The organism is Paraburkholderia phymatum (genome assembly GCF_038900715.1).
GTDB lineage: Bacteria > Pseudomonadota > Gammaproteobacteria > Burkholderiales > Burkholderiaceae > Paraburkholderia > Paraburkholderia phymatum_A.
Genome location: NZ_JAYMRZ010000006.1, coordinates 226,930 through 252,948, shown reverse-complemented (window position 1 = coordinate 252,948; position 26,019 = coordinate 226,930). Strand labels below are relative to the sequence as shown.

General features: G+C 64.2%; 26 protein-coding genes. 10 read left to right on the top strand and 16 right to left on the bottom strand.

Features of this window, described 5'->3' with window-relative positions; translation table 11 throughout:
- Nucleotides 1–287: 287 nt before the first annotated feature.
- The 7 genes from fliL (at nt 288) to fliR (ending at nt 4,920) form a co-directional block, all read left to right on the top strand.
- Entirely contained in the window at nt 288–791 is a 504-nt protein-coding gene (gene fliL, locus VSR68_RS14190; protein WP_342940444.1) for a flagellar basal body-associated protein FliL, read from the top strand.
- Nucleotides 792–862: 71 nt separating this feature from the next.
- Nucleotides 863–1,861, top strand: a complete 999-nt coding sequence (fliM, locus tag VSR68_RS14185; protein ID WP_342940443.1) for a flagellar motor switch protein FliM — start codon at nt 863–865, stop codon at nt 1,859–1,861.
- Nucleotides 1,854–2,318 (top strand): flagellar motor switch protein FliN, encoded by a 465-nt coding sequence (gene fliN / locus VSR68_RS14180; RefSeq protein ID WP_342940442.1) that lies wholly within the window; start codon nt 1,854–1,856, stop codon nt 2,316–2,318. The genes fliM and fliN overlap by 8 nt, the downstream gene beginning before the upstream one ends.
- Nucleotides 2,315–2,938 (top strand): flagellar biosynthetic protein FliO, encoded by a 624-nt coding sequence (gene fliO / locus VSR68_RS14175; RefSeq protein ID WP_342940441.1) that lies wholly within the window; start codon nt 2,315–2,317, stop codon nt 2,936–2,938. Before fliN ends, fliO begins: the two co-directional genes overlap by 4 nt.
- A gap of 99 nt (nt 2,939–3,037) precedes the next feature.
- Nucleotides 3,038–3,820 (top strand): flagellar type III secretion system pore protein FliP, encoded by a 783-nt coding sequence (fliP, locus tag VSR68_RS14170; protein WP_342940440.1) that lies wholly within the window; start codon nt 3,038–3,040, stop codon nt 3,818–3,820.
- A gap of 19 nt (nt 3,821–3,839) precedes the next feature.
- Nucleotides 3,840–4,109: a flagellar biosynthesis protein FliQ gene (gene fliQ / locus VSR68_RS14165; protein ID WP_342940439.1), complete on the top strand. Its 270-nt coding sequence runs from the start codon at nt 3,840–3,842 to the stop codon at nt 4,107–4,109.
- A 28-nt stretch (nt 4,110–4,137) separates the two neighbouring features.
- On the top strand, nt 4,138–4,920 hold the full coding sequence (gene fliR / locus VSR68_RS14160) for a flagellar biosynthetic protein FliR (protein WP_342940438.1): 783 nt from the start codon (nt 4,138–4,140) through the stop codon (nt 4,918–4,920).
- Nucleotides 4,921–5,974: 1,054 nt separating this feature from the next.
- On the opposite strand, the gene flgL is transcribed toward fliR, so the two are convergent.
- The 12 genes from flgL to flgB form a co-directional block, all read right to left on the bottom strand.
- Nucleotides 5,975–7,192 carry a flagellar hook-associated protein FlgL gene (flgL, locus tag VSR68_RS14155; protein ID WP_342940437.1) on the bottom strand — a complete coding sequence of 406 codons (1,218 nt, stop codon included), beginning with the start codon at nt 7,190–7,192 and terminating at the stop codon, nt 5,975–5,977.
- Between the two features lie 14 nt (nt 7,193–7,206).
- Nucleotides 7,207–9,189: a flagellar hook-associated protein FlgK gene (gene flgK, locus VSR68_RS14150; RefSeq protein ID WP_342940436.1), complete on the bottom strand. Its 1,983-nt coding sequence runs from the start codon at nt 9,187–9,189 to the stop codon at nt 7,207–7,209.
- A gap of 309 nt (nt 9,190–9,498) precedes the next feature.
- The gene (locus VSR68_RS14145) at nt 9,499–10,248 is read right to left on the bottom strand and encodes a flagellar brake protein (RefSeq protein ID WP_342940435.1); all 750 of its coding nucleotides are present in this window, start codon (nt 10,246–10,248) and stop codon (nt 9,499–9,501) included.
- A 295-nt stretch (nt 10,249–10,543) separates the two neighbouring features.
- On the bottom strand, nt 10,544–11,476 hold the full coding sequence (gene flgJ / locus VSR68_RS14140; protein WP_342940434.1) for a flagellar assembly peptidoglycan hydrolase FlgJ: 933 nt from the start codon (nt 11,474–11,476) through the stop codon (nt 10,544–10,546).
- Between the two features lie 301 nt (nt 11,477–11,777).
- Nucleotides 11,778–12,962, bottom strand: coding sequence for a flagellar basal body P-ring protein FlgI (locus VSR68_RS14135; RefSeq protein WP_342940433.1), 1,185 nt, complete (start codon nt 12,960–12,962; stop codon nt 11,778–11,780).
- Nucleotides 12,963–12,964: 2 nt separating this feature from the next.
- Nucleotides 12,965–13,675 (bottom strand): flagellar basal body L-ring protein FlgH, encoded by a 711-nt coding sequence (gene flgH, locus VSR68_RS14130; protein ID WP_428983504.1) that lies wholly within the window; start codon nt 13,673–13,675, stop codon nt 12,965–12,967.
- A gap of 46 nt (nt 13,676–13,721) precedes the next feature.
- Nucleotides 13,722–14,510 (bottom strand): flagellar basal-body rod protein FlgG, encoded by a 789-nt coding sequence (flgG, locus tag VSR68_RS14125; protein WP_342936983.1) that lies wholly within the window; start codon nt 14,508–14,510, stop codon nt 13,722–13,724.
- A 200-nt stretch (nt 14,511–14,710) separates the two neighbouring features.
- A complete protein-coding gene (flgF, locus tag VSR68_RS14120) occupies nt 14,711–15,469 on the bottom strand; it encodes a flagellar basal-body rod protein FlgF (RefSeq protein ID WP_342936984.1) in 759 nt (252 codons plus the stop codon).
- Nucleotides 15,470–15,490: 21 nt separating this feature from the next.
- Nucleotides 15,491–16,990, bottom strand: coding sequence for a flagellar hook-basal body complex protein (locus VSR68_RS14115; protein ID WP_342940432.1), 1,500 nt, complete (start codon nt 16,988–16,990; stop codon nt 15,491–15,493).
- 33 nt (nt 16,991–17,023) lie between these two features.
- On the bottom strand, nt 17,024–17,734 hold the full coding sequence (locus VSR68_RS14110; protein ID WP_342940431.1) for a flagellar hook assembly protein FlgD: 711 nt from the start codon (nt 17,732–17,734) through the stop codon (nt 17,024–17,026).
- A gap of 11 nt (nt 17,735–17,745) precedes the next feature.
- Complete coding sequence (flgC, locus tag VSR68_RS14105) at nt 17,746–18,171, bottom strand: flagellar basal body rod protein FlgC (RefSeq protein WP_087736305.1); 426 nt, start codon at nt 18,169–18,171, stop codon at nt 17,746–17,748.
- A gap of 108 nt (nt 18,172–18,279) precedes the next feature.
- Nucleotides 18,280–18,771: a flagellar basal body rod protein FlgB gene (gene flgB / locus VSR68_RS14100; RefSeq protein ID WP_342940430.1), complete on the bottom strand. Its 492-nt coding sequence runs from the start codon at nt 18,769–18,771 to the stop codon at nt 18,280–18,282.
- Between the two features lie 240 nt (nt 18,772–19,011).
- Here flgB and flgA point away from each other — a divergent pair, with 240 nt between their 5' ends.
- The 3 genes from flgA (at nt 19,012) to VSR68_RS14085 (ending at nt 21,368) form a co-directional block, all read left to right on the top strand.
- Nucleotides 19,012–20,364, top strand: a complete 1,353-nt coding sequence (flgA, locus tag VSR68_RS14095; RefSeq protein ID WP_342940429.1) for a flagellar basal body P-ring formation chaperone FlgA — start codon at nt 19,012–19,014, stop codon at nt 20,362–20,364.
- A gap of 107 nt (nt 20,365–20,471) precedes the next feature.
- On the top strand, nt 20,472–20,822 hold the full coding sequence (gene flgM, locus VSR68_RS14090; RefSeq protein ID WP_342940428.1) for a flagellar biosynthesis anti-sigma factor FlgM: 351 nt from the start codon (nt 20,472–20,474) through the stop codon (nt 20,820–20,822).
- A gap of 96 nt (nt 20,823–20,918) precedes the next feature.
- Nucleotides 20,919–21,368, top strand: coding sequence for a flagellar protein FlgN (locus VSR68_RS14085; RefSeq protein ID WP_342936990.1), 450 nt, complete (start codon nt 20,919–20,921; stop codon nt 21,366–21,368).
- A 126-nt stretch (nt 21,369–21,494) separates the two neighbouring features.
- Here VSR68_RS14085 and VSR68_RS14080 read toward each other — a convergent pair whose 3' ends face one another.
- The 4 genes from VSR68_RS14080 to flhF all read right to left on the bottom strand — a co-directional run bounded on the left by VSR68_RS14080 (nt 21,495) and on the right by flhF (nt 25,978).
- A complete protein-coding gene (locus VSR68_RS14080) occupies nt 21,495–22,091 on the bottom strand; it encodes a hypothetical protein (RefSeq protein ID WP_342940427.1) in 597 nt (198 codons plus the stop codon).
- 327 nt (nt 22,092–22,418) lie between these two features.
- Nucleotides 22,419–23,153 (bottom strand): RNA polymerase sigma factor FliA, encoded by a 735-nt coding sequence (locus VSR68_RS14075; RefSeq protein WP_342936991.1) that lies wholly within the window; start codon nt 23,151–23,153, stop codon nt 22,419–22,421.
- Nucleotides 23,154–23,178: 25 nt separating this feature from the next.
- On the bottom strand, nt 23,179–24,048 hold the full coding sequence (locus VSR68_RS14070) for a MinD/ParA family ATP-binding protein (RefSeq protein ID WP_342940426.1): 870 nt from the start codon (nt 24,046–24,048) through the stop codon (nt 23,179–23,181).
- Nucleotides 24,041–25,978, bottom strand: a complete 1,938-nt coding sequence (gene flhF, locus VSR68_RS14065) for a flagellar biosynthesis protein FlhF (protein WP_342940425.1) — start codon at nt 25,976–25,978, stop codon at nt 24,041–24,043. The genes VSR68_RS14070 and flhF overlap by 8 nt, the downstream gene beginning before the upstream one ends.
- Between the last annotated feature and the right edge of the window lie 41 nt (nt 25,979–26,019).

Here is a 26,019-nt window from a genome sequence, read left to right as displayed (position 1 = left end):
AGCTTTCAGCGCACGGCCAGACGAGGCACGGGTGAAGCAAGGATACGCATCGCGCTTGCACCCGCATCGCAGCCATCTCTGAAGTCAAGGCAGCAGCCACGGCAGTGGTCGGCTGGGACATCGCGCGCGGCATGCGGCTCGCCGCGCCGCGCGTCGATCGAGGATCGGCGAGCGTGGCCGGAACGAGGCAAACAAACGAGCTAAACGTGAATATCCCTTCTTTTCGACCCATCGCGGCACTGTCAGACACCTGAAAATTCACCTACAGCATTGAGGCAATCAATTCCATGGCATCCACGACCGCAACCCAGCAAGCCAACGCGAAGCCCTCGTCCCCGGGCCTCGTCAACCGCATTGTTGTGATCCTGCTGATCGCGCTGGTCGCGGCAGGCGCAGCCGGCGCGGCCACCTGGTTCTTCATGTCGAAGCGCGCGCCCTCCGCCGCGACGGCGGCAGGACCCGTGATCGCAGCCGCTCCCATTTTCTTCCCGCTCGAATCGATGACGGTGAACCTGCAATCCGACGACGGCCAGCTGCACTACCTGCGCATCGGCCTGACGCTGAAGCTCGCCGACCAGAAGGTGCAGGAGCATCTGACCGAACACATGCCCGAGATCCGCAGCCGCGTGCTGCTCGCGCTGTCGGCCAAGCATCCGGACGAACTCGCGACGCTCGACGGCAAGAAGGCGCTCGCGAAGGAACTCGAAGCGCTGGTCGAGCTGCCGACCGAGCCCAGTGGCCTGCGGGTGCACGTCGAAGACGTGCTGTTCACCGAATTCGTCGTCCAGTAACGGCGCGCCGCGCTGACTGACTTGATCTTGAACCGCGCCATCCATCGCGAAGGGACGCACGAGGAATAGGAATGGGCCACGAAGAGTTCATGTCCCAGGAGGAGGTCGATGCACTCCTCAAGGGCGTTACGGGCGAATCCGACTCGCAATCCGGCGAGGCCGACAAAGGCGGCGTCCGCCCGTACAACATTGCGACGCAGGAACGCATCGTCCGCGGCCGGATGCCCGGCCTCGAAATCATCAACGACCGCTTCGCGCGGCTCTTGCGCGTCGGCATTTTCAACTTCATGCGGCGCACGGCGGAAATCTCCGTCGGCCAGGTGAAGGTGCAGAAGTACAGCGAATTCACGCGCAACCTGCCGATCCCGACGAACCTGAACCTCGTCCACGTGAAGCCGCTGCGCGGCACGTCGCTGTTCGTGTTCGATCCGAACCTCGTGTTCTTCGTGGTCGACAACCTGTTCGGCGGCGACGGGCGCTTTCATACGCGCGTCGAAGGCCGCGACTTCACGCAGACCGAGCAGCGCATCATCAGCAAGCTGCTCGGCCTCGTGTTCGAGCACTACTCGACGGCGTGGAAAAACGTGCGTCCGCTGCAGTTCGAACATGTGCGCTCGGAGATGCACACGCAGTTCGCAAACGTTGCCACCCCGAACGAGATCGTGATCGTCACGCAGTTCTCGATCGAATTCGGTCCGACGGGCGGCACGCTGCACATCTGCATGCCGTACTCGATGATCGAGCCGATCCGCGACGTGCTCTCGTCGCCGATCCAGGGCGAAGCGCTCGAAGTGGACCGCCGCTGGGTGCGCGTGCTGTCGCAGCAGGTGCAGGCCGCCGAAGTGGAGCTGACGGCCGATCTCGCACAAATCCCGGTGACGTTCCAGGAGATTCTCAACATGAAGGCGGGCGACGTGCTGCCGATCAACGTCCCTGAGCACATCACCGCGAAAGTCGACGGCGTGCCGGTGATGGAGTGCGGCTACGGAATTTTCAATGGTCAATATGCGTTGCGGGTCCAGAAGATGATCAGCGCAGCGGACACGATGAAGGAAGCGGGATATGACTGAGCTGAACTCGACACCCGATATGGACATGCCGGAAGAATCCAGGATCACTGATCCGGCGGCGGCCGTCAGCGCCGACGATGCTGCCCTCGACGACTGGGCGAGCGCGCTCGCCGAGCAGAACAACAATCCGCCCGTGAGCACGAGCACGGCGGGCGTGTTCCAGCCGCTGTCGAAGGTCGAGCCGACCACGACGCGCAACGACATCGACATGATCCTGGACATTCCCGTCCAGATGACCGTCGAGCTCGGCCGCACGAAGATCGCGATCCGCAACCTGCTGCAACTCGCGCAGGGTTCCGTCGTCGAGCTGGACGGCCTCGCGGGCGAGCCGATGGATGTGCTCGTCAACGGCTGCCTGATCGCGCAGGGCGAAGTGGTCGTCGTGAACGACAAGTTCGGCATTCGCCTGACCGACATCATTACGCCGTCCGAGCGTATCCGGAAGCTGAATCGATGAAACACGCTGTACGCCGGGTCGCGTTTTTTGCAAGCGGCGTGTCGCTTGCCCGCGCCCGTTTCCTGTCGACGGTTGTGCTGGCGGGTGTTGCGCTTTGCGCCAGTGCGTCGAACGTCGCGCGCGCCGCCGACATGAACGCCGTCAACAACGCCGCGAAGTTCGCCTCGAGCGTCGGCGCGGGAACGGCGGTGCCGTCGCTCGGCGTCGGCGCGGTGTTGCAGACGATCGTCGGGCTTGCCGTCGTGATCGGCCTGGTGTTCGGCTGCGCGTGGCTCGCGCGCCGCTTCGGCCTGCAACCGGGCCAGCGCGGCGGCATCGTGAAGACGATCGGCGGCACGTCGCTCGGCGGCAAGGAGCGCGTGGCCGTCGTCGAAATCGGCGATACGTGGCTCGTGCTCGGCGCGGCACCCGGCAATGTGCGTCTGTTGCACACGATGCCGGCGGGCTCGGCCGCAGGCGGAATCCCTCTCACTGGCACAGCCGCTGCGCCCGGCGCAGCCGGTTCGACTATCGGCGGTGGTCCCGCCCAGTTGAGCGGCACCTTCGGACAACGCTTTCGCGACGCGCTCAAACACGAAGCCAGCAGACGTTTCCAGCGGCGCGCGAGCGGAGAACAGTAAATGCAGTACGACCGATCTGACGCGCAGCGCGGCTGCGCTCGGGGTTTCCACGCCCTTTCCCACGTATCTTCTCGCGCCACTTCTTCGGCGCCCGCTTCGATGTCGATTCCCTTCGTGAAACGTGCAGCGCATGTGGCGTCGCGTGTCGCGCCGTTCGCGTTGCCCGCGCTGATGCTCGCGCTGCCGACGCTCTCGTTCGCGCAGACGGCGGGCTTGCCCGCGTTCAACACGAGTCCCGGCCCGAACGGCGGCACGACCTACTCGCTGAGCGTGCAGACGATGCTGCTGCTCACGATGCTGTCGTTCCTGCCCGCGATGGTGCTGATGATGACGAGCTTCACGCGCATCATCATCGTGCTGTCGCTGCTGCGCCAGGCGCTCGGCGCGCCGACGACGCCGCCCAACCAGGTGCTGGTCGGCCTCGCGCTGTTTCTGACGCTGTTCGTGATGTCGCCCGTGCTCGACAAGGCGTATAACGATGGCTACAAGCCCTTCTCCGAAGGCACGATCCAGATGGACGAAGCCGTTAAGCGCGGGGTCGCGCCGTTCAAGGCGTTCATGCTGAAGCAGACCCGCGAGAGCGACCTCGCGCTCTTCGCGCGCATCTCGCACGCCGCGCCGATGCAGGGCCCGGAAGACGTGCCGCTGTCGCTGCTGGTGCCGTCGTTCGTGACGAGCGAGCTGAAGACGGGCTTCCAGATCGGCTTCACCGTGTTCATTCCGTTCGTGATCATCGACATGGTGGTGGCGAGCGTGCTGATGTCGATGGGCATGATGATGATCTCGCCCGCGACCATTTCGCTGCCCTTCAAGCTGATGCTGTTCGTGCTGGTCGACGGATGGCAGCTGATCATCGGCTCGCTTGCGCAGAGCTTCACCTGATACCCGGGAGACTGACGCCATGACACCCGAAACCGTCACCACGCTCGCGCACGATGCGATGTACATCGCGCTGCTGCTGGCCGCGCCGCCGCTTTTCGTGGGATTGATCGTCGGTCTCGTCGTGAGTCTTTTCCAGGCCGCGACGCAGATCAACGAAGCCACGCTGTCGTTCATTCCGAAGCTGTTCGCGGTCGCCGTGACGCTCGTGCTGATCGGCCCGTGGATGCTCGCGAAGATGCTCGACTACATGCGCCACATGTTCACGAGCATTCCGACGCTCGCCAACTGAGCGCGCTTCTTTTTTTCTTCGACGCGCGATGTTCTCCGTCACCTACGAGCAGCTGAACGTCTGGCTCACTGCGTTCCTGTGGCCGTTCGTGCGGATTCTCGCGCTGATGGCGACAGCGCCCGCGTTCGGCGAGAAGTCGCTGCCGACTCGCGTGAAGATCGGCCTCGCCGCGTTCGTGACGATCGTCGTCGCGCCCACGCTCGCCGCGATGCCGCAGGTGACGGTGTTTTCGGCGCAGGGCGTCTGGATCATCGTCAACCAGTTCCTGATCGGCGCGGCGCTCGGCTTCACGATGCAGATGGTGTTCGCGGCGGTGGAGGCCGCGGGAAACTTCATGGGCATGAGCATGGGGCTCGGCTTCGCGACGTTCTTCGATCCGCATGCGGCGGGGTCGACGGACGTGATGTCGCGCTTCGTGAACATGATCGCGCTGCTGACCTTTCTCGCGCTCGACGGGCATTTGCAGATGCTGTCGGCGCTGATCCAGACATTTCAGTCGCTGCCCGTCGCGGCGAACGTGCTGGGCGCGAACGGCTGGCGCGTGCTCGTCGGCTGGGGCAGCACGGTGATCAGCGCGGGACTGTTGCTGTCGCTGCCCGTCGTGACGGCGCTGCTGATCACGAATCTCGCGCTGGGTATTCTCAATCGGGCTGCGCCGCAGATCGGGGTGTTTCAGGTCGGCTTGCCGGTGACTGTGATTACCGGGTTGCTGCTGATCCAGTTGATGCTGCCGAATATGATGCCGTTTTTTTCGCGGCTGTTTGAGAGCGGGATTGATGAGATGGGGCGGGTGGCGGCGGGGTTGAGGTAGTTTTTTTGTCTGCGACGCTTGTTGGTTTTTTTTAGCGTGCCGCTGGCATCCGCGATTGCCTGGATCTTTTAGCCTGCCGCTGGCATCCGCGATTGCCTGGATCTTTTAGCCTGCCGCTGGCATCCGCGATTGCCTGGATCTTTTAGCGTGCCGCTGGCATCCGCGTTGCGCCTCGCGGCGCAGGCGTTGCCCCTGTGCGGGGCGGCACCTACTTTTCTTTGCAGCGGCAAAGAAAAGTAGGCAAAAGAAAGCCGCTCACACCGCCAGTGCTCCGTATTACCCACAGGCTCTCAACGTCCCCATACTTCGCGCGGCCGCGTGCTACCTCATGCACGTTGCCAGCGCGTTGATCAAACGCCTCACCCACTTCACGCACCCGTGTTACGGCCCGCGACCTCAAATGTCCTCGGCCCCTTTGCGGCAAACTGTGTGTAGGCATTCGCACCACACAGGAAACCCTCGCCATGCGATGCGGCTCAAGTGAGGGCGATTCCCTGTACGACACAGCAACCTCATTCACTACCGACATGCGGCGCTGAAACGTTCGATGCCTTTAGCTGTACCGCGCGTGTATGAAGCGGGTCAGGCGTTTAGCGGGAGCGTTGGCAGCAAGCACAAGCCAGCATACTGCCGCTTGAAACACGGGGACGTTGAGAGCCCGTGGGTAGGGGTCAAGTGCGGGCGGTGTTAGCCCGCTTTCTTTTGCCTACTTTTCTTTGCGGCGGCAAAGAAAAGTAGGTGCCGCCCCGCACAGGGGCAACGCCTGCGCCGCGAGGCGCATATGCGGATGCCAGCGCAAAGGCAAAAAACACCACAAGAAAAGCCGTTGCAAACAAAAGCAAGGGCCGCCCCGCACAGGGGCAACGCCCGCGCCGCGAGGCGCATATGCGGGTGCCAGCGCAAAGGCAAAAAACACCACAAGAAAAGCCGTTGCAAACAAAAGCAAGTGCCGCCCCGCACAGGGGGCAACGCCCGCGCCGCGAGGCGCATATGCGGATGCCAGCGGCACGCCAGAAAAACCGCAAAAAAACCGCGGGCAACAACAGCCCGCCAATCAACCTCCGATGTAATCGAACAGCGACAGCTTCTGGATCATCGAGAAACCCTGCTGCGCAGCCTGCAGCGAGTACTGCGTCATCGTGTACTGGCTGATGACCTTGGTCAGATTCGTCTGCGTCAGATCGGCGAGATTGCTTTGCGTCTGCAGCGAATTGGATTGCGTGACGGCCTGCAACGCCTCGATCTCCTGCTCGCGTCCGCCCACGGACGTGTGGATCGTCGTCACGTTGTTCATCGTGTTGTGCAACTGGGTCAACGCCGTCCCCAGCGCGTTCGTCAGATTCGCCTGCCCGGCCGCGCTCGTCGACGGCGTTTGCAGTGCGGCGATCACGCTGTTCAGGTTCGCGAACACGTCGGTGCTCGACTGCGCGGCCGGCGTCACCGTGAACGAATCCCCGCTGTTCGGCGCGCCGGAAATCGTCACGCTCTGACCGCCAAGCGAAATCGCCTGGCCAGCGGCGTAGGTCTGCGCCGGACCTGCCGGCGTCCCCGCTGTCACGTCGGTGATCGTGTACGTGTTCGACGAGGTGAAGTCGATCTGGAACTTGTGCTGATTCGTCGGATCGGCGGTATTGGTGATCGACACATTGCCCAGCACGCCCGAGCCCGTATTGCTCGCAGAGCCTGCCCCAACGGGCGAGCTACCCGCAGCCGAAATGCTCCGGAATACGGCGTTCCCCGTGTCCCCCGTCGCGATGCTGCGGCTGCTCGTCACCTGCACGTACTGCACGCCGTTGTCGCCGTCGTATTGCACCGCGCCCGCCGCATCGACTGAAAACGCAGGCGTGGAGGCCTGATAGCCCCCATACAGATAATTGCCCGAAGCATCGGTGCCGTTCGCAAGCCCCATTAACTGATTGCGCAGACCCTGCAACGCCGTGGCAATCGAGCCGCGATCGCCGTCGTTGAGCGTCCCGTCGCCTGCACGCACGAGCTGCGTGCTGATCGACGTCAGCACGCTGCTGACGCTGGACAGCGAGCTGTCCTCGGCCTGCAGCGCCGACAGCGCCGTATTCTGGTTGCTCGCGTACTGCGACAGCGTCGTGCCCTGCATGCTGAGCTGCACCGCCTGCGCCGCGCCGACGGGATTGTCCGAAGGCGTCGCGAGGCTCACGCCGCTCGACAGCTGCTGATACAACTGCGCGAGCGTCGCCTGCTGATCGTCCATCGTCTGGACGTTCATGCCGAAATATTGCGAAGTAGAGATGCGCATATGCGTTCAACGCCTCACTGGAAGATGCCGAGGATCGTCTGGAACAGCGTCGAGGCCGTCTGGATGACCTTGCTGTTCGCCTGATACAGCTGCTGGTATTGCAGCAGGTTCGCCGCTTCCTCGTTGATGTTCACACCGGATATCGACTGCTGCGCCGTCGTGATCTGCGTCACGAGCGAAGCCTGTGCCTTGCTCGACGACTGTATCTGGTTCGTCTGGTTGCCGATGTCGTTGACGTAGTTCGCGTACGAGTCGGTCAGCGTGAGCGTGCCGTTGCCCATGCTCTTCGTCGTCACGAGATTCGACATCAGCTGCGCGTTGCGGCCGTCCTTGCCGCCCGACGGATTCGCCGCGATCACGAACGTATCGCCATTGGCGGGCGTGCCGGTGATCTGCAGCGAGACGTTGTTGATCGTGCTGCCCGTGATCGTCAGCGAGGCGCCCGTCGCCGGGTTGTACGGCACGTCGGGCGTCGTCGCCGTGATGTTGTATTGGGTCGGAGGCGTGCCCGCGATCGTCACGGTGGAGCCAACGGGGAAACCCGACAGCGAACCCGTCGTCGAGTCGTACGTCAACTTCGTCGGACTGCCGCTGGTGGGCACCGAGTAGCCCGCCGTCACCGTGCCCTGCGTCACCGTCGCCGTGCCCGTGTTCGCGCTGCCCGCCGTCACCAGAACCGGCGACGAAGCGGCGATCGCCGTGCCGCTGGTCGTCGTCAGCGCGAAGCCGTTCAGCGCGCCGCGCGTCGGCTCGATCGTGAACGAATCGCCCGCGTTCATCGTGGTCACGCCGAGCGAGAACTGCATGCCGCCGATCGGGTTGGAAAGGTTCGGCGCCTGGCCGACGACCTGGCCCGTCCCGCGATCGGTGAGCGTGTAGCTCGTCCCGTCATACGACAGCGTGTAGTCGCTCGACGGCGGCTGCGCCGGGTTCATCAGCGTGACGCCGAGGTTGCCGTTGCCCGTGTTGTTCGCGTTCGCATAGACAGTCGGATTGCCGACCGTGAAAAGCGCGCCGCCCTTGTTGCCGTTCAGGTCGATGCCGAGCGCATTCTGCGCGTTCACCTGAGCCGCGAAGCTCGTCGCAATCGCGCCGAGTTGCGCTTCGGCGGGATCGAGCGTCTGGCTGCGGAACGTCATCAGCCCGCCGAGCTGCCCGCCCAGCGCCGTGCTGTCGGGCAGGATCTGCGGCGTCGACGTGGCGGCCTGGCTCGCAAGGCCCGCGTATGCAACGGCCGTTTCCGTCGGGTCCGACGGCGACGTGACCGTCGTGAGATTGAAGCTCTTGTCCGCGACGACGAGCGGCTGGCCGTTGCTCATGAACACGCTATAGCCGCTGTCGCCTTGCACGACCTGCACGCCGACCATCTGCGACAGGTTCGACACGGCGAGGTCGCGCTGGTCGAGCAACTGGTTCGGCGGCTGGCCTTGCGCGCTCAGCGCCTGGATCTGCGAATTCAGTTGCGCGATCTGCGCGGTGTAGCTGTTGATCTGCTTGACGGTGTCGCCGAGCTGCGTGTTGACGCTCGCGCGCAACTGGTCGTACTGGTCGCCCGCCGCGTTGATCTGGTCCGCCAACGATTGCGCGTTGCTGACGGCGCTTTGGCGCATCGCGGGATTGGACGCATCGTTCGCGACGTTCTGCAGGCCCGTGAAGAAGCTCGTGATCGCGCTCGAAATGCCCGAGGTCGGACTGCCGACCATGTTGTTGAGCTGCGCGATCATGTTGTAGTACGTGGTCAGCGAACCGGACTGCGACTGCGCGTTGTTCAGCTCGGTCGTCAGGTACTGGCTGTACTGGCGCTGGATGGTCGTCGTCGACACGCCGCTGCCGACGTAGCCGGAGCCCGTGTACTGTCCGCTCGATTCCGCGTAGACGGGGCGCTCGACCGAATAGCCCGGTGTCGCCTGGTTGCTGATGTTCTGACCCGTCGTCGTCAGCCCCCATTGGGCTGCATTGAGTCCGCTGAGGCCGATGCTAAAGAGGTTGCTGGACATGCGTCATCCTGAAAGACGGCGTAAGAAGCGGCGCATGCAGCGCCGCCAGATTGACCGAACACTTTGTATATCGGCCTCGGCGCGCGAACATTGAGGGCCAATTGATGGCGCCGCATCATTTTTCGCCGCGTTTTTCGGTGCGCTTTTCTATTCGTTTTTCTATGCGCTTTCGCCGCGATGCATCCGGCATTTCTCGATGCAGGCCGTGCAGCTCGGGATGGCCGCGTGTGGACGCGCATGCGCTTGCGGCGAACACGGCCGCACAAGCGCATGCGTATCGAATCAGGTGAGGGTCGGGCGTGTTCGAATTCAGGCGCGCACGAGCGAGCGGCGCTTCATTTCGAGTTGCGTGATGAGGCGTTGCAGCGTGTTTTCCGCATTGCCCGGCAACGACAGGAAACGGAAGCCGAGCGTATAGCGCTGCGAGCCGTTGGGCAGCGCGATGGCGCGGTTCGACATCAGTTCGAGATCGAGTTGCAGCGTGCCGAGCGAACCCAGCGACACTTCCGTGTCGAGCAGGCGCACGCCGTGTTCGAGCGACGTCACGCGCTCGTCGCTGGTGCGCATCGCGATGCCGCCCAGCGACAGGTCCTGCACCTCAAAGCGGAAACCGTCGCCATCCGGCAGGCGGCCGCGGCAGATGTACGGATCGAGCAACGGCGCATCGACGCGGAAATACTCGCGGCGTTGCACGTAATACAGCACGTCGGGAAAATCGGCCTCGAACGAAGGACGGCCTTCGAACTTCGTTTCGCGCGGCGTCGACGTGACGAAGTGCACGCGCACGCCGTCGGGCGTCGCGTGGAAATGCCCTTCCGGCGAGGACAGCAGGCCCCGGTTCTGATCCGCGAGCGCGCCCCAGTCGAACGTAAAAGTACGCTCCCGCACGTCCACTTCGAGAATCTTCGTCACCAGCTGGCCGCCTTTGTACTGCACGGTCAGAAAATCGCCGCGGTTGAGCAGGTTGCGCAATTGCACGCCGATCTCAAGCGGATTGCGGCGGCCGAAGTCGACGCCTTCCGTCTCGCGGTCATCACCATTCGACTGGGTGGTATTCATGGCCTTGCCAATTTCTCTTCGTTCTTGCGGGCGCGCCACGCGAACTTGGCTGGCTGGTTCTCAGCCGGCCTTCCGGGGTCGCGAAACGCGCGTTGGACCGGATCTCATATACGGCATTCCGGTATCGGGTCTGACTGTTTAGCGGCAGCGTCAGGTCAAAGTTTAGACTGGTTTTGCGAAATATTTTTCGCAAACGTTTGACACTGCAACGAAGAAAGGATACGCCAATTTGCGCGCGAATCCCGAAAGTGGAAAGGCAGCATGAACGCGGCGAGCGCCGCGTCAGGAAACAGCGTCACACCATCTTCTGCATGATGGAGATGAGTTTTTTCGCGTAGTGCGGATCGGTCGCGTAGCCCGCGCGCTGCATGCCCTGCGCAAAGCCGTTCACGTCGCGCGAAGAATTGATGACTTGCGCATAGCGCGGATTCGACTTCAGGAAGCTCGCGTAATCGGTCATTGCTTCCTCGTACGAGTCATACGCGCGGAATTTTTCGACCACACGCTTCGGCCGTCCGTTGACGTATTCCGTCGTGACCGTCGCGACCGTCTTGCCCGTCCAGTCGTCGGTGGCCTTGATGCCGAAGACGTTGTGAGTCGTCGTGCCGTCCGCCTTCTTGATCTCGCGCTTGCCCCAGCCCGATTCGAGCGCAGCCTGGCCGATGATGAAGCGCGCGGGGATGCCCGTCGCCGCGCTGGCCGCCTGCGCGGGCGCAGCGAGCTTGTCGACGAACGCATCGACCTTTTCCGACGAGCCGTCGCCGTGCACGGGCGGCGTCAGCGCGCTGTTCGCCGAATAGCCGCGGCCCATACGCAGCGCGCCGTTGCTTGCGGGACTCGCATACGCCTTTGCGAGCGCGTTCAGCGCGGCGTTGTTGCCCGCATTCGCATCGTCGGCGGACATGCCCGAGTTGCGCATCAACTGCTTGAGCATCGCATCGGCCACGCCGATTCCCTTCGACGACATCTGCTGCGCAAGCTGCTGGTCCATCATCGACGTGAAAGTAGCCGTGTCGTGCGAATCGAACGGACCGTCGGACGGCGTTGCGTCGCGCATGCTCTTCAACATCATCTGCGTGAAGACGGCATCGAACTGCTTCGCCGCCGACTTCATCGCCTCGCGCGGATTCGCGGCCGCCTGGGCGCGCATCGCATCGAAGCCCTGCACGTCGAGCGCAAAGCGGTTCGTCAGGTCATTCGCTGCGTTGCGTGTCGTGTCGGAGTTCATTCTCGTTGTTCCCAAGGGTCTGTTTGCATATGAAACGTGCATGCGTTGCCCCGTAAAGGGCCGCCCGCAAGGACTGCGACGCAGCGAATACTGGACGTATTCGCAAGGAGCGTGACGCGGCGGGTGGCCCTTTACGGGGCAACCCCTGACTTCTGAATTCATTCATTCCAGGGGAACGCCCGAAACCGGGCGCATGGCGGCGTCGCGCGTCGCTTGTTTGGCGCAGCCAAACGGCGCTCCTTGCTCCTTGCCCTGCGCCCGGTTTCGGGCGTTCGCATGTACGTTTCATATGCAACAGACCCTAAATGATCTCAAGGTCGGCGCGCAGCGCACCCGCTGCCTTCATCGCCTGGAGAATCGACATCAGATCGGCGGGCGTCGCGCCGAGCGCGTTGAGCGCCTTCACCACTTCCGCGAGATTCGCGCCTGCCGTGACGAACTTGAGCGCGCCGTTGTCCTGCTTCATCGAAATCTGCGACTGCTGCGCGACCACAGTCTGGCCGTTCGAGAACGCGCCCGGCTGGCTCACGACGGGCTGCGTGTTGACGATCACCGACAGATTGCCGTGCGCGACCGCGCAGCTTTGCAGCGTGACCATCTGGTTCATCACGATCGAGCCCGTGCGCGCGTTCAGGATCACCTTCGCGGCGGCCTGCGCGGGCTTCACGTCGAGGTTCTGCAACTGCGCCATGAACGAGACCTGCTGCGCCGGATCGGCGGGCGCGCGCAACTGGATCGTGCGGCCGTCAAGCGCAACGGCCGTGCCGAAGCCGAACGTGTTGTTGATCGCGGACGTCACGCGCTGCGTCGTGTCGTAGTCCATGTCGTTGAGTTCGAGCTGCATCGTGCCCGCCTGCGAGATCGTCGTCGGCACCGAGCGCTCGACGATCGCGCCGCCCGCGATGCGGCCCGCCGCAAGCTGGTTCACCTGCACGCGGCTGCCGTTCGCGCTCGCGCCCGCGCCGCCGACGGCCATGTTGCCCTGCGCGAGTGCGTACACCGCGCCGTCCGCGCCCTTGAGCGGCGTGAGCAGCAGCGTGCCGCCGCGCAGGCTCTTCGCGTTGCCGAGCGACGACACGGTGACGTCGATCGCTTCGCCGGGACGCGCGAACGCGGGCAGCGAGGCCGTCACCATCACGGCGGCGACGTTTTTCAGCTGCATGCTGGAGAGCGCGTTCGCGCCCGAGTTACTCGCGCCCGCCTGCTGGTTGTTGATCGAGATGCCGAGGTTCGCGAGCATGTTCGCGAGCGTCTGCGTCGTGAACGGCGTCTGCATCGTCTGGTCGCCCGTGCCGTCGAGACCGACGACGAGGCCATAGCCGATCAGCGGGTTGTCGCGCACGCCCTGGATCTGCGCGAGGTCTTTCAGGCGTTCGGCGTGCGCGACGTGCGTCGTGACGGGCAGCGCCGCGCAGGCGAGCGCGACCACGGCCAGCGCGCGCGTCGCGAAGCTGAAAACCGGGCCGAAGATAGAAACGGTACGCATGATCACCACGGCGCGACGTTGAGGAAGAAGCGTTGCAGCCAGCCCATGTTCTCGGCTTCGTCGATATAGCCCTTCGCCGAGTATTCGATCTTCGCGTCCGCGACCTGCGTCGAGTAGACGGCGTTCAGGCCGTTGATCGTGTTCGGATTGACGACGCCCGAGAAGCGCACGAACTCGTTGCCCTGATTGATGAGCATCTGCTTTTCGCCGCTCACGACGAGGTTGCCGTTCGGCAGCACGTTCGTCACCGTGACGGTGATCGTGCCGTTGAACGTGTTCGCCGCGCTCGCGCCGCCCTGCGCCTTGAACGCGTTGTTGCCGCTCGCGTCGAGGTTCATCTTGCCGAACAGGCCGCCGAGAAAGCCCGACGTCGGCACGCCGAATTTCGTCGCGGTATCGCGGTTCGCGTTGGCGCCCGACGATTTCGTCGCGTTGATGTTTTCGGCGATGACGATGGTCAGGATGTCGCCGACGTTGCGCGGACGCTGGTCTTCGAACAGCGGCCGGCCAGCGTACCCCGGGTTGTAGATCGAGCCGGGCGTCTGCAGCGACGGCGGCGTCGGCGGAAGCGCCGACATCGGCTGCTGGGTGATCGGCTGCTTCGGCACGAGCCCGCAGCCGCCGAGCGCGACTGCGAGCGCGCCGGCGCACGCGAGCATCGAGGCTGCCCGCGCGCTGCGCAGAAGGACCGAAGTACGGGTGAGGTGCGACATCTTGATTACCGCCTGTCTGATTCCTGCTTTCAACAGCTCAGCCTGCTCAAACCGGCATCTGGCCGAGCGTCTGCAACATCTGGTCCGACGTCGTCACGGCCTTGCTGTTGATTTCATACGCGCGCTGGGTCTGGATCATGTTGACCAGCTCCTGCACGACGTTCACGTTCGACGCTTCGACGTAGCCCTGATTCAGCGTGCCCGCGCCGTTCAGGCCCGGCGTCGTGATGTTCGGCGCACCCGACGACGACGTTTCGGCGAACAGGTTTTCGCCCTTCGCGTCGAGGCCGACCGGGTTGATGAAGGTCGCCAGTTGCAGCGAGCCGATCTGCTGCGTGTTGCTCGAACCCGCGACCGTGATGGACACGGCGCCGTCGCTGCCGATGGTCAGCGATGTCGCGTTCTGCGGAATCGTGATCGCGGGCAGCACCTGATAGCCGCTCGACGTGACGAGCTGGCCTTGCGCGTTGGTCTGGAACGAGCCGTCGCGCGTGTAGGCGTTGGTGCCGTCCGGCATCAGCACCTGGAAGAAGCCCTGGCCGTTGATCGCCACATCCTTCGAGTTGCCCGTCTGCTGCAGGTTGCCCTGCGTGTACAGGCGCTCGGTCGCGACCTGCTGGACGCCCGTGCCGAGCTGGATGCCCGAGGGCAGTTCCGTCTGCTGCGTCGAGTTCGCGCCGGGCTGGCGGATCGTCTGATACAGCAGGTCTTCGAACACCGCGCGCGAGCCCTTGAAGCCATTCGTGCTGACGTTCGCGAGGTTGTTCGAGATCACGTCCATCTGCGCCTGTTGCGCGTTCATGCCCGTGGCGGCGATATAGAGTGAGCGGTTCACTGTTCTTCTCTCCTTTGTCGACCGGAGTTGGCGCTTTAGCGCTTACTCCGGTCCCATGCACTAGCGGTCGACCAGAGTTGGCGCTTTGGCGGTTACTCTGGTCCCATGCTTCGCGGTCGACCGGAGTTGGCGCTCCGGTCCCATGCAACTGGTTGTGAACGCAGCGTTGTTGTCGTGCGTTCCGTTGATTCGGTATCGGCTTAGCTGAAGTCGAGCAGCTTGTTCGCCGACTGTTCGTTCTGGTCGGCGGACTCGATCATCTTGGTCTGCATCTGGAACTGGCGCGCGTTGGTGATCATCGAGACCATCGCCGCCACCGGATTCACGTTGCTGCCCTCGAGCGCCCCCGCCGCCACGACGACATTCGGATCGGCTTCCGCCGGATTGCCGTCGGCGGTGCGGAAGAGTCCGTCGTCGCCGCGCGTGAGCGAAGCGGGATCGGGGTTCACCAGTTTCAGCTGATCGACGATGGCAATCGACGTCGGCGGATCGCCCGGAATCAGCGCCGATATCGTGCCGTCGCGGCCGATCGTCACCTGCGAGCCGGGCGGCACCGACAGCGGGCCGCCGCCGCCCACGACGGGCATGTTGCTGGCCGTCACGAGCTGGCCGTTTTCGTCGACGTGCAGGTTGCCGGCGCGCGTGTACGCTTCCGAGCCGTCCGGCGTCAGCACGGACAGCCAGCCCGGTCCCTGGACGGCGACGTCGAGCGGGTTGCCCGTCTGCTGGATCGGGCCGGGCGTGTAGTCCGCGCCCGGCGTCGACGACAGCACGAAAGTGCGCGTGGTGTCGTCCTGAATCGTGCTGCCGTCGCCGAACGCCATCGGCACGGCGCGGAACGTCGCGAGCTGCGCGCGAAAGCCGGTGGTCGAGGTGTTCGCGAGGTTGTTCGCGACCACGGACTGCTGTTCGAGCGCCTGCGTCGCGCCCGACATCGCGGTGTAGATGAGCCGGTCCATGATGGTGTCGGTGCGTCAGCGTTACAGGTTGATGAGCGTCTGGTCGACGGCCTGCTGGGTCTTGATCGTCTGCGCGTTCGCCTGGTAATTGCGCTGCGCGGTGATCAGGTTCACCAGCTCGCTCGTCAGGTCGACGTTCGAGTTTTCGGTTGCGCCGCCTTGCAGCGAGCCGTGGTTCGTCGAGCCCGGCACCGCCACCACTGCGACGCCCGAAGCGGCCGTCGCCTGGAACTGGTTGTTGCCGAGGTTGATGAGGCCGTTCTGGTTCGCGAAGGTCGCGAGCGCGACCTGGCCGAGCGCTGCCGTCTGGCCGTTCGAATAGTTGCCGGTGATGGTGCCGTCGGTGCCGATCGTGAAGTTCGTCAGCTGGCCGGCCGCGAAGCCGTCCTGCGTCAGCGAGTTCACGCCGTCCTTGCTGCCGAACTGCGTCGTGCCGCCGACCTTCAGCGTCAGCGTTTGCGGCGTCGACGAGCCGTCGTTGTTCGGAATCTGGAACGCGAAGGCGAGATTCGACGTCGTCGCCATCGCCGAATTCGTGCTGACCAGGTTGCCCGACGTATCGAAGCTCATCGTGCCGATCGGCGTCGTCGGCACGTTGCCGTCCTTGCCTGCATAGACGGTCCACGAGCCCGCTGCCGTCTTCACGAAGTACATGTCGACCTGCTGCTCGCCGCCGAGCGAATCGTAGACGGGCACGGACGTCGTATAGCTGTACGTCGCGTTGTCGTTCGGATCGAAGTTCTTGGCCGTCGGCTTGACGACGATGCTATCCGTCGCCGTCGGATTGCCCGTCAGCGTGATCGTTTCGCCGTTGCCGAGCTTGATCGGCGAGTTGCTGCTGAACGTGCCCGTCACGGGCGCCGAGCCAGCCGCCGACGACGTGACCGTGTAGCCGCCCGCACCGTCGAACGAGATCGTGTAGGTGTCCGCGTTCGTGCCCTGTGTCGCGTCGGTGATGGTCACGCCGTTGCTCGAGACATTCGCGTTCGTGCCCGTAACGCTCGGCGTGCCGAGCACGAGGGCGTCCTGCGCGTTCAGGTTGAGGCCCGCCGTGATGGTCTGCGTGGCCGTCGGCGCGATATTCGTCGTCGGCACCTGCAGCGGCACCGTGCCCGCCGTGTTGATGATGCCGTTCTTGTTCGCCGCGTAGCCCATCAGCTTCAGGCCGTCGGCGTTGACGATGTAGCCGTTCTTGTCGAGCTGGAACACGCCGTTGCGCGAGTACGTCACCGAGCCGTTGTTCGACATCTGGAAGAAGCCGTTGCCGTTGATCGCGACGTGCAGCGCGATGTCATCGCTCGAAATCGTGCCTTGCGAGAAGTTCTGCTCGACTTCCGACATGCGCGTGCCGATGCCGATCTGGTTGTTGACGGCCGTCGCGATCGAGTTCGCGTACATGTCGGCGAACTGCGCCTGGCCCTGCTTGAAGCCGACGGTGTTCGCGTTCGCGATGTTGTTGCCGATGACGTCGAGGTCGCTCGATGCGCCCGCCAGTCCGCTCAACCCTTGCTGATAACCCATGAAGGTCTCCGTATCCCGTGATGCCGAATGCGTTTAGATGATGGCGGCGACCGTCGACAGGCCGACCGTCTTGCCGTTCGAAAGGACGAGGCCGGGCGTGCCGTCCGTCTGCTTGATGACCCCTTGAACCGTGGCCGCCGACAGCGTGGCGGGCGAACCCGTGCCGCTTCCCGACGTGCTGGTGGCCGTGAACGTGTACGTGCCGTCGGGCAGCGCGTTGCCGCTCTTGTCGACGGGCGTCCAGCCGATGGGAATCGTGCCCGCCGACTGCTTGCCGAGATCGATCGTGTTCACTACCTGGCCCGCCGAGTTCTTCACCGTGATCTGCACATCGGTCGCGGCGGACGCGAGCGTGACGCCGAAGCCCGTCGCCTTGCCCGACGCCACCGAGAAGTTGTCGCCCGGCGCGAGCACCGTCGAGCTGATGAGGTTCGCGGCCTGCGTCTGCTGGTTCGTCGTGAGCTGCGACGCGAGCGAGGTCAGCGACGTGTTCAGCTGCTGGATGCCCGTCACCGTGTTGATCTGGGCGAGCTGCGAGGTCATCTGCGAGCTGTCCATCGGATTTGTCGGGTCCTGGTTCTTCATCTGCGCGATGAGCAGTTGCAGGAACGTGTTCTGCAGATCGCTGCCCGACGTCGCACTTGAAGCGCTGCTCGACGACGCGCTGTTCGTGCCGTTCATCGTGTCGAGCAACGTCTGCGACACCGTCGTGCCGTTGTTGCCGATCGTGGTTTGCGTGGTCAAGAAGGCTCTCCTCAGGTTCCGATCGTGAGCGTCTTCAGCATCAGCTGTTTCGCGGTGTTGAGCGTTTCGACGTTGGCCTGATAGGAGCGCGAAGCCGAAATCATGTTGACCATTTCCTGCACGGGGTCCACGTTGGGCAGCGTCACGTAACCGTTTGCGTCGGCGGCCGGATTGCCGGGGTCATACGACGTTTTCATCGGCGTCGGATCGTCGATGACGCCCTTCACCTGCACGCCGCCGATCTGCTGGCCCGAGCCCGTGCGCGCGCCGCCGATCGGGTTGACGGCGAACACGACCTGCTTCGCCTTGTACGGCTTGCCGTCGGGGCCCGTCGTACTGTCGGCGTTCGCGAGGTTCGACGCCGTCACGTTGAGGCGCTGCGATTCCGCGGACATCGCCGAGCCGGCGACGTTGAAAATGTTCATCAGGGATGGCATGGCTTTTCGACCTCTCTTGCCGGCGCACCGGCGTCTAGTCCCGTAGCGTTCTGGTTTTTAGCGTTGATCCAGCGCGCCGCCGCCTGTGCGGGCGACAGCGCAGTTCCATCAGCTGTTCGACGTGATCGCCGCCAGCATCGTCTTGATCTGTTGCGACAGCACCGTCATGCCCGCCTCGAAGTGCAGCGAGTTGTCGGCGAACTGCACGCGCTCGGCGTCGAGATCGACGGTGTTGCCGTCGAGCGCGGGCTGCGTCGGAATGCGGTAGGCGACCTTGCCGAAGTCGTCGGTCGGGCCGCCCGTCGCGACGAGACGCGCCTTGCCCGTCATGTGGCCGGCTTCCGTCGATGCCATCGACATGCCTTGGGTCACGCCCGCCGGCTGGGTCATCGCGAGCGTTGCATTGTTCGACGCGCCCGCCGTCATGCCGCCGCTTTTCTTCAGCGAACCGGCGAGCGCCGACGCGAAGTCGACGTCGCGCGCCTTGTATCCGGGCGTGTCGGCGTTCGCGACGTTCGACGACAGCAGCTCCTGCCGATAGGCGCGCACGTCGAGCGCCTGGCGGCCAAAGGCAAATTCGGCATCGAGTTTGTCGAGCATTGAGTTCTCCGTTGAACGGTCCGAGGCTTCCCGTTCGCTCGCGCCGATACGCGCTGTTTCGTAGCAGGCGTTTCGTTCGCGCGGGCCGGGATGGCCTTTTCGCATGTGGTGCATCTTATGGGCGGGGCGCAAGACTTAATCGGACGAATAGCCGGGGAAGGATGCCTCTATTCACCGTTTCTGCGAGGTGGCCTATCTCTAGAATGCGATTCGTACCGATGCATCAGATGGAGAACGACCATGCCCTCGCCTGCCGCCACCGCTTCGCGCCACGCTCGCCGCGCGGGTGCGCGTGCTGTCCGCACGCTGTCGGCGATCGCGCTGGTCGGCGCCTGTGCCTTCGTCTCGCATGCGCAGGCGCAGGAGAACGGCGGTCCGATCGTGATCGCCGGACCGGCAGAGAAGAATCCCGCCGAACTGCAAGCGATGGCCGAGCGCATGAATGCGTCCGCGCCGCGTGGCGTTGCGCCTGGCGTTGCTGCGCCTAGTGTGGCTGCGCCCGGCGTGGCTGCCGTGTCCGCGCCAGCCGCTGTGCCGCCCATGCTCGGCCCGAATCCGCGCAACGAAACCGACCGCTTCGCGCAAGCCGCGCATGCCGATGGCGCGATCGTGATTCCCGGCGCTGCCGAAGCCGCGGCTCAGAGGGAACCCGCCGTCGCGGCAAACGCGCCGGGCATGATGCGCGTGAGCCTGCAACCGGCCTCGCGTCAGGTGATGCCCGTCGTGGTCGCGCCGGCCCAGCCCGCCGCCCGCCAGACAGCGGGCGTGGAACCGATCGCCGTGAATCCGCCCGCCGGCAATGCATTCCCGAATGCCACAGCCGCGCAGCCTCGCGGCGGCGTCGCGCGCAATAACGCGGCGGCGTCCGCGCCGGCCGTCGCTGCGCAGGCGCAAGTGCAGCCTCAAGCTCAAGCTCAGGCTCAGGCTCAGGCTCAGGCTCAGGCTCAAGCGGCAGCGCCCGTGCCCGCTGGACAGCAGGACGGCGAATCGATCCGCCGGGCCGCGCTCGCCTATCTGCAACAGCAGTCGGCGGGATTGCCGGGCAAGGTCGACATCAGCGTGACGACGGTGTTTCCGCGCGGGCTCGCGGCGTGCACGACGCTCGAACCGTTCATGCCGACGGGCGCGCGCCTGTGGGGCCGCACGACGGTCGGCGTGCGCTGCTCGGGCGAGCGTCCGTGGACGCTTTATCTGCAGGCGAAGGTCTCGGTGCACGCGACTTACTATCTGGCGTCGCGAGCGATCGGACCGGGCGAACTGCTGACGGCCGCCGATCTCGTCGCCCGCGACGGCGATCTGACGCTCCTGCCGCAAGCCGTGATCACCGACCCCGCGCAGGCGGTCGGCTCGGTCGCGCTGATGCGCGTGTCGGCGGGCCTGCCGTTGCGCCGGGACATGCTGAAGAGCGCCGAGTCGGTGACGATCGGCCAGTCGGTCAAAGTGGTCGCGCAGGGCCAGGGCTTTTCGATTTCGGCGGAAGGCAGCGTGATGAACAATGCGTCGCCGGGCCAGCCGGTAAAGGTGAAGATGGCGAGCGGGCAGATCGTGCAGGGCATCGTGAAGGACGGCGGAACCGTCGAAATCCAGCTCTGACGACGCGCCGCGCGCGGTTACAACTTGAAAAACGTGTCTGATCGATTGCGCTAAAGTTCGACGGTGTGATTGCCGATATCACATTCAAATCGTTCAGGAAGCCAATCGTGAAAGTTGATTCCACTACCCAATCTGGCTTGCAGACGTTGAAAGACGGGCTGCAGCGCACGCAGCAAGGCGATACCGCCGCGACGGGCGGTGCGAGCACGGCGACGTCGAGCGCATCGACGGCCACGGGCGCGTCGGGTGACGCCAATGTGAATCTGTCGGGACTGTCGTCGCATCTGCAGAGCCTCGCGAGCGCGGGCACGTCGGACATCGATACGGCGCATGTCGAGTCGATCAAGCAGGCGATCAAGGACGGCACGTTGACGATCGACCCCGGCAAGATCGCCGATGGTGTGCTGGCGACGGCGCGCGAACTGCTGCAACAGAAGAGCCAGTCGGCCGGCAACTGACCGGCGTACCGATGCGGTGCGCCGGGAGCCGGGCGGCATGTATGACCAATCCGGTTTTGCGCGCGGCGCGAGCCGCTGCCTAGCGAGTTGTTAGTGATGAAAGACGCCCTGCTTGCCACCGTCATCGACGAATATTCCGCTGTGGAGCTGTTTGCCTCCGTTCTCGCCGCCGAGGAAAAGGCACTGACCACGGTGCATCCCATCGAGACGCTGCCGCCCATCGTCGAAAAGAAGATGGAGTTGGTTGAGAGGCTCTCGACTCTTGAGAAAGTCCGCGATTCACAGCTCGTGCAGCTTGGCTATCCGACGGGATGGAAGGGCATGGAGATGGCGGTCGCCAACGATTCGCGGCTTGCTACGCAGTGGTCCTTGCTGCAGAAGGCCGTCGAGCGCGCGAAGCGGTTCAACACGACGAATGGCGCGCTGATCCGGACTCGCATGGAATATAACCGGCGGGCGCTTGCCGCGTTGAACGTGGCCGTTGGGCCGGAGCGCGGCGCGCTTTATGGCCCGGATGGGCGGGTTCCGGCGTTTGCGGGAGTTTGATCTGGTTTAAAGGGGTTGCCCCCTTCTTATCTCCTCTCTGTTTTTCTAATTGACCGGTGCCTTTGGGTGCCGGTTTTGCTTTTTGTTCTTTGCTTTTGTCTGCGACTGGTCGGTATCGAACGCAGTTCAACTGCCTGCATCGATCTGCAACACATGAGCGGCGCGCAGCCTCTCGCCTAGCAGTTGGCCCATAGCCTCGCCGCACTTGTCCGCGGCGCTATCGGACAACATGCACGCGTCGCCTTCGGCACTTGCCTCATAGAGGGGAGTAGAAGCGACCTCGACCTTCGGGATGCCTTTGAGCGAAAACACCGTGTGGAACACGACACTGGACACTTCCATTTGCCAAACGACGCTGATCGGCAAAGTGCCGCGTCGCATGGACGAACGCGTGAATAGCCGTAGCGTATGACTTGGGCGTGTTGCCCGCAGCTGTGGCGCAATCCGCGCGGCTTGAGTCATCGAATGCACATCGATGAAATTTGTCGGAACGCCGCCCAGCGTGCTCTGAAGCCCTCGGCGCAGCCCGCTTCGATATGCATCTCCCATTGTGCCGAGCACTGGCGAGTCGAACACCCCATCGTCTACCACGACCAGTATCGCGTTCGGCGTAATCGGGAACGCACCCGCGTTACTTTCTTCAAGGAGGCGCGGCGCGTCAGCGGCACACGAGGTCAATTCGATGACAGCGGCACATAGTGCGAGAACCCGCAATTTCTTCATGGAAAACCGTCAGTTCATATCTTGTAGGTCGTCTTGGAGTGCCGCTACCTGAACTCACATCCGGGCCCATGCATGGACATCGCGTGATGCTCGATCGGGTGCGTCCTTGCCTCCAATGCGGTCGTATATCGACTGAAGTGTGCGGCATGTCGTCATGCGGCCGATATCGAACAAATTCGAAATTGCACTCGCGGCAAATGGCGCGCACGGCGCACGCGAAACAAAAGCCGCCGCTGCCGAAAAACGAAGAGCCAAAAACAAAAAAGCCGACCTTAAAAAAAGATCGGCTCTCACAAAACAAACCGCCCACAGGGCAAAAACAAAAAATCAGCTAGTCTCCGCCGAAGCCCAAGCCTGCTCGCGCAAGCGAGTCCGCAACCGCGCGACGGCCTGCGAATGCAACTGACACACACGCGACTCGCTGACCTCCATCACCGCCCCGATCTCGCGCAGATTCAAGCCGCGCTCGTAGTAAAGCGACATCAGCAGCTTCTCGCGCTCCGGCAGCCGGTCGATCGCCTCGACCAGCGCGCCGCGCAAGCTCTCGTCGAGCAGCGCCGACAGCGGATCGGAGTGATCGACGCAATAGCGGTCCAGAAACGGCTCATCGTCCGCGGAACGATCGAAGTCCTCGTAATAGATCAGCTGGCTGCCGTGCAAATCCTGCAGCATCGACTGATACTCTTCGAGCGGCATCTTCAGATGCTCGGCAATCTCCGCTTCGCTCGCCGACCGGCCCAGCGACTGCTCGACCTTGTGCACGGCCGTCTCGACCTCGCGCGACGTGCGGCGCAAACTGCGCGGCAGCCAGTCGTTGCTGCGCAGCTCGTCGAGCATCGCGCCGCGAATCCGCTGGCTCGCGTACGTCTCGAACTGCGCGCCCTGGTCTTCCTTGTAGCGGCTCGCCGCATCCAGCAGGCCAATCATGCCCGCCTGGATCAGATCGTCGAGGTCCACGCTCGCCGGCATCTTCGCGACGAGCTGCAAGCCGAGACGGCGCACCAGCGGCGCGTACTTCGTCAAAACGTCGGCCTGCGAAATCTTTCCTTGAGCGTTGTACATCGTGCTCCCCTTGTTCTTGCCGCCTTCAGGCGTGCTGCGCGGACGGCTGGTCGGCGAATTGCGCCGCTGTCACCGCCGCCGGCGGCACACTGTGTGCCCGTGACGAAATCGCTGGCCGCATCGGCCAGTACTGCAGTTCGGCTGCGATATGTCGAAAGTCGCGCGCAGCAGGTGCCGATGGGAACGCATCGACGACGCAGCGTGACAACTCCATGGCTCGCGCCATCAGAGGCTCGGATGAGACGCAGCCCGCCTCTTCCAGCGATACGGCGAGGTAGCGCCCCGCCACGCCCGCCAGGTTCTCAAACGCGACATGCGCGTCAGCGATGCTCTGCACGTGATTCATCAGCACGCGAAACTGCGCAATCGCATGCGAAAAATGCAGACGCTTCATGCACGCGTACGCATCGGTGATCGCCTGCGCCGCGACGCGCGTGACGACCATCACGTCATGCGACTGTCTTGCGAGCGCCGACAACGCGCCCTCGCGGTCCACCTGCGCATCGATCAGCACGACATCGGCCGATCCGCTCAGCACCACGCCCAACTGCTCCTTCGTGCAGCTTTCGCAATTGCCGCGCGATGCAGCGAGAACCGCAAAGCCGAGCGCATGCCGCCCCGCCGCTTGTTCGAGCGTCATCTCGCCGCGCATCACCGCGGAGAAATTGCCCGCGCCGCGCACGCCGCCGAGCGTCGCGCTCACCGAGCGCTCGCCCAGACATTCGTCGATCACCAGTACGTCCTTGCCCTGCTCCGCGAGCGCGGCCGCGAGATTCACCACCGTCGTCGTCGCGCCGACGCCGCGCGTGCCGCCCGCTACCGCAACGACCCGCGAGCCGGTGCGCGCGAGCAGCCGCCGCAGTCCTTCCGCCTGATCCTGCACAAACTTATCCAAAGCGAACCTCATGCAGATCGGCGGTCGAACGGGCCGACAGCGCCGACAGCAGCGCCGGCACGTCCTCGTCCTGCGGGACGAACGGCGAGTTGTCACGCGGAATGCAGAAAGCGCTCTTGATGAGAAATTTCTTCGTCGCGACGTACAGGTTCTCGGGCACCTTCTGTCCCGTCGACACGTAGTGCACGGACAGCTTGTAGCGGATCACCGTATCGAGCACCGCGCCGAGATTCGTCGCTTCGTCGAGCTTGGTCAGGATGCAACCGGCGAGCGGCTGCTGGTCCGGCGCGTTCTGATAGGCCTGCACGACTTCGTTCAGCGTGTCGCCGTGGCTCGTCGCGTTCAGCAGCAGCAGGCGCTGGACGGGTTGACCGGCGCGGCCCAGCATCGCGATCTGGTCGGAGACGAGCCGGTCGCGCTGGCTCATGCCGATCGTGTCGATCAGCACGATATGTTTGTTGCGCAGTTCGGAGAGCGCGAGCTGAAGGTCGGCGCTGTCCTTCACCGCATGCACCGACACGCCCAGGATCTTGCCGAAGATGCGCAGCTGTTCGTGGCCGCCGATCCGGTAGCTGTCGGTCGTGAGCAGCGCGACCTTGCTTGCGCCGAAGCGCATCACGCAACGCGCCGCGAGCTTCGCCGTCGTCGTGGTCTTGCCGACGCCCGTCGGGCCCATCAGCGCGAACACGCCGCCGCGCTCCATCAGCGCGTCTTCGTTTTCCATCACGGGCACGTTCGATTCGAGCACCGTCTTCACCCAATCGAGGCCCTCGTCCATGCTTTCGACGTCGGGCAGGTTGTCGATCACCATCTTCACGAGCTGCGCGGAGAAGCCGGCCGCGAACAGGTGCTTCGTCAACGCCGCATGCGTCGGGCTGCGGCGCTGGCGATCGGCCCACTGCAAGCCCGCGAACTGCTCTTCCATCATGCCGCGCATCGACGTGAGCTCGTTCATCACGGTCTCGTTGACCATCTGCTCGATACGCGATTTCACCGATTCCATCAGCTCGGCGGCCGACTTCGGCGTCATTTCGGCGGCTGCGTTCCGGCGTGCATCGGCAGCGTGGGTGATGTCGCCGCCGATGTCGTACGCGGCGGGCGTGTTCTTCTGCGATGCGCGGCGCGCGGCCAGTTGCGCGGCTTCGCGCGCCCACTCGGGCGTCGACCCTTCGTTGACGGCCGGCTCGCGCGGATCGACGGGCGTGCCCAAGCCGCGCGCGATCGCGGCGGCGGGCGTCATCGTCGGATTGGCGGCGGGGACCACGTCCTTGGCCGCGATGCGGCGCGCGTGATCGATCAGCCACGGATTCGTTTCGGCCATCGTGCGCGGACGTACGGGCACTTCCGGCATCGCGGGCTTGCTTGCCACGGAAGGCGCAGCCGATGCATCCGAGCGCAGCTCGCCGCGCGATTCGTGGCGCAGCTCGACGCGCACGTCGTCGCGCACGTCGTTGGTTAGGCGCGCAGCGTTCGATGCGCCCATCGGCTTGCTGTCGCTTGCCGGGCCTTCGCCGGCGGCCGCCATCGCGCCTTGCGGTTCGGCCTTCTCTTCGCTCGCGGCGAGCATGCGCTCGGTGCCCGCTTCCGGGCTCGCGCCGAACACCGACGAGAACACGTCAGGCATTCCGCTCGCGTATGGATTGACGGGCATCGACGGCATCGGCGCGCGCGTGGAGGCGCCTGCGTTCGTTGCGGGACCGGCGATCAGCGCCGTGCCCGCCGACGTGCTCGCGCCCGTCGTGCTCATCGCGGCGCTTTCCTGCGCACGCGGCGTGATTGCGTTCAGATCCCGGTCGGCGACCGCAACGATCTCGACGGTGCCATCTTCATTCGTGCGATTCGACAATACGACTGCATCGGAGCCCAATGCCTCGCGGACGAGACGCAGCGCGTCACGACTCGTTGCACCGACAAATTTACGAATGTTCAAGCTGGTTCTCCGATGAGCAGCGCGGACCGGCGATATACCGT

Excerpts from the sequence above, each read along its gene's own strand:
- fliO (WP_342940441.1), top strand. The coding sequence starts at position 2,315 with ATGAAACACGCTGTACGCCGGGTCGCGTTTTTTGCAAGCGGCGTGTCG.
- flgA (WP_342940429.1), top strand. The coding sequence starts at position 19,012 with ATGCCCTCGCCTGCCGCCACCGCTTCGCGCCACGCTCGCCGCGCGGGT.
- flgC (WP_087736305.1), bottom strand. The coding sequence starts at position 18,171 with ATGCCATCCCTGATGAACATTTTCAACGTCGCCGGCTCGGCGATGTCC.
- flgJ (WP_342940434.1), bottom strand. The coding sequence starts at position 11,476 with ATGAACTCCGACACGACACGCAACGCAGCGAATGACCTGACGAACCGC.
- flgK (WP_342940436.1), bottom strand. The coding sequence starts at position 9,189 with ATGTCCAGCAACCTCTTTAGCATCGGCCTCAGCGGACTCAATGCAGCC.
- VSR68_RS14145 (WP_342940435.1), bottom strand. The coding sequence starts at position 10,248 with ATGAATACCACCCAGTCGAATGGTGATGACCGCGAGACGGAAGGCGTC.
- flgL (WP_342940437.1), bottom strand. The coding sequence starts at position 7,192 with ATGCGCATCTCTACTTCGCAATATTTCGGCATGAACGTCCAGACGATG.
- fliQ (WP_342940439.1), top strand. The coding sequence starts at position 3,840 with ATGACACCCGAAACCGTCACCACGCTCGCGCACGATGCGATGTACATC.
- fliM (WP_342940443.1), top strand. The coding sequence starts at position 863 with ATGGGCCACGAAGAGTTCATGTCCCAGGAGGAGGTCGATGCACTCCTC.
- VSR68_RS14135 (WP_342940433.1), bottom strand. The coding sequence starts at position 12,962 with ATGCGTACCGTTTCTATCTTCGGCCCGGTTTTCAGCTTCGCGACGCGC.
- flgB (WP_342940430.1), bottom strand. The coding sequence starts at position 18,771 with ATGCTCGACAAACTCGATGCCGAATTTGCCTTTGGCCGCCAGGCGCTC.
- fliR (WP_342940438.1), top strand. The coding sequence starts at position 4,138 with ATGTTCTCCGTCACCTACGAGCAGCTGAACGTCTGGCTCACTGCGTTC.
- fliL (WP_342940444.1), top strand. The coding sequence starts at position 288 with ATGGCATCCACGACCGCAACCCAGCAAGCCAACGCGAAGCCCTCGTCC.
- flgF (WP_342936984.1), bottom strand. The coding sequence starts at position 15,469 with ATGGACCGGCTCATCTACACCGCGATGTCGGGCGCGACGCAGGCGCTC.
- VSR68_RS14115 (WP_342940432.1), bottom strand. The coding sequence starts at position 16,990 with ATGGGTTATCAGCAAGGGTTGAGCGGACTGGCGGGCGCATCGAGCGAC.
- flgH (WP_428983504.1), bottom strand. The coding sequence starts at position 13,675 with ATGTCGCACCTCACCCGTACTTCGGTCCTTCTGCGCAGCGCGCGGGCA.
- VSR68_RS14080 (WP_342940427.1), bottom strand. The coding sequence starts at position 22,091 with ATGAAGAAATTGCGGGTTCTCGCACTATGTGCCGCTGTCATCGAATTG.
- fliP (WP_342940440.1), top strand. The coding sequence starts at position 3,038 with ATGTCGATTCCCTTCGTGAAACGTGCAGCGCATGTGGCGTCGCGTGTC.
- VSR68_RS14075 (WP_342936991.1), bottom strand. The coding sequence starts at position 23,153 with ATGTACAACGCTCAAGGAAAGATTTCGCAGGCCGACGTTTTGACGAAG.
- VSR68_RS14085 (WP_342936990.1), top strand. The coding sequence starts at position 20,919 with ATGAAAGACGCCCTGCTTGCCACCGTCATCGACGAATATTCCGCTGTG.
- fliN (WP_342940442.1), top strand. The coding sequence starts at position 1,854 with ATGACTGAGCTGAACTCGACACCCGATATGGACATGCCGGAAGAATCC.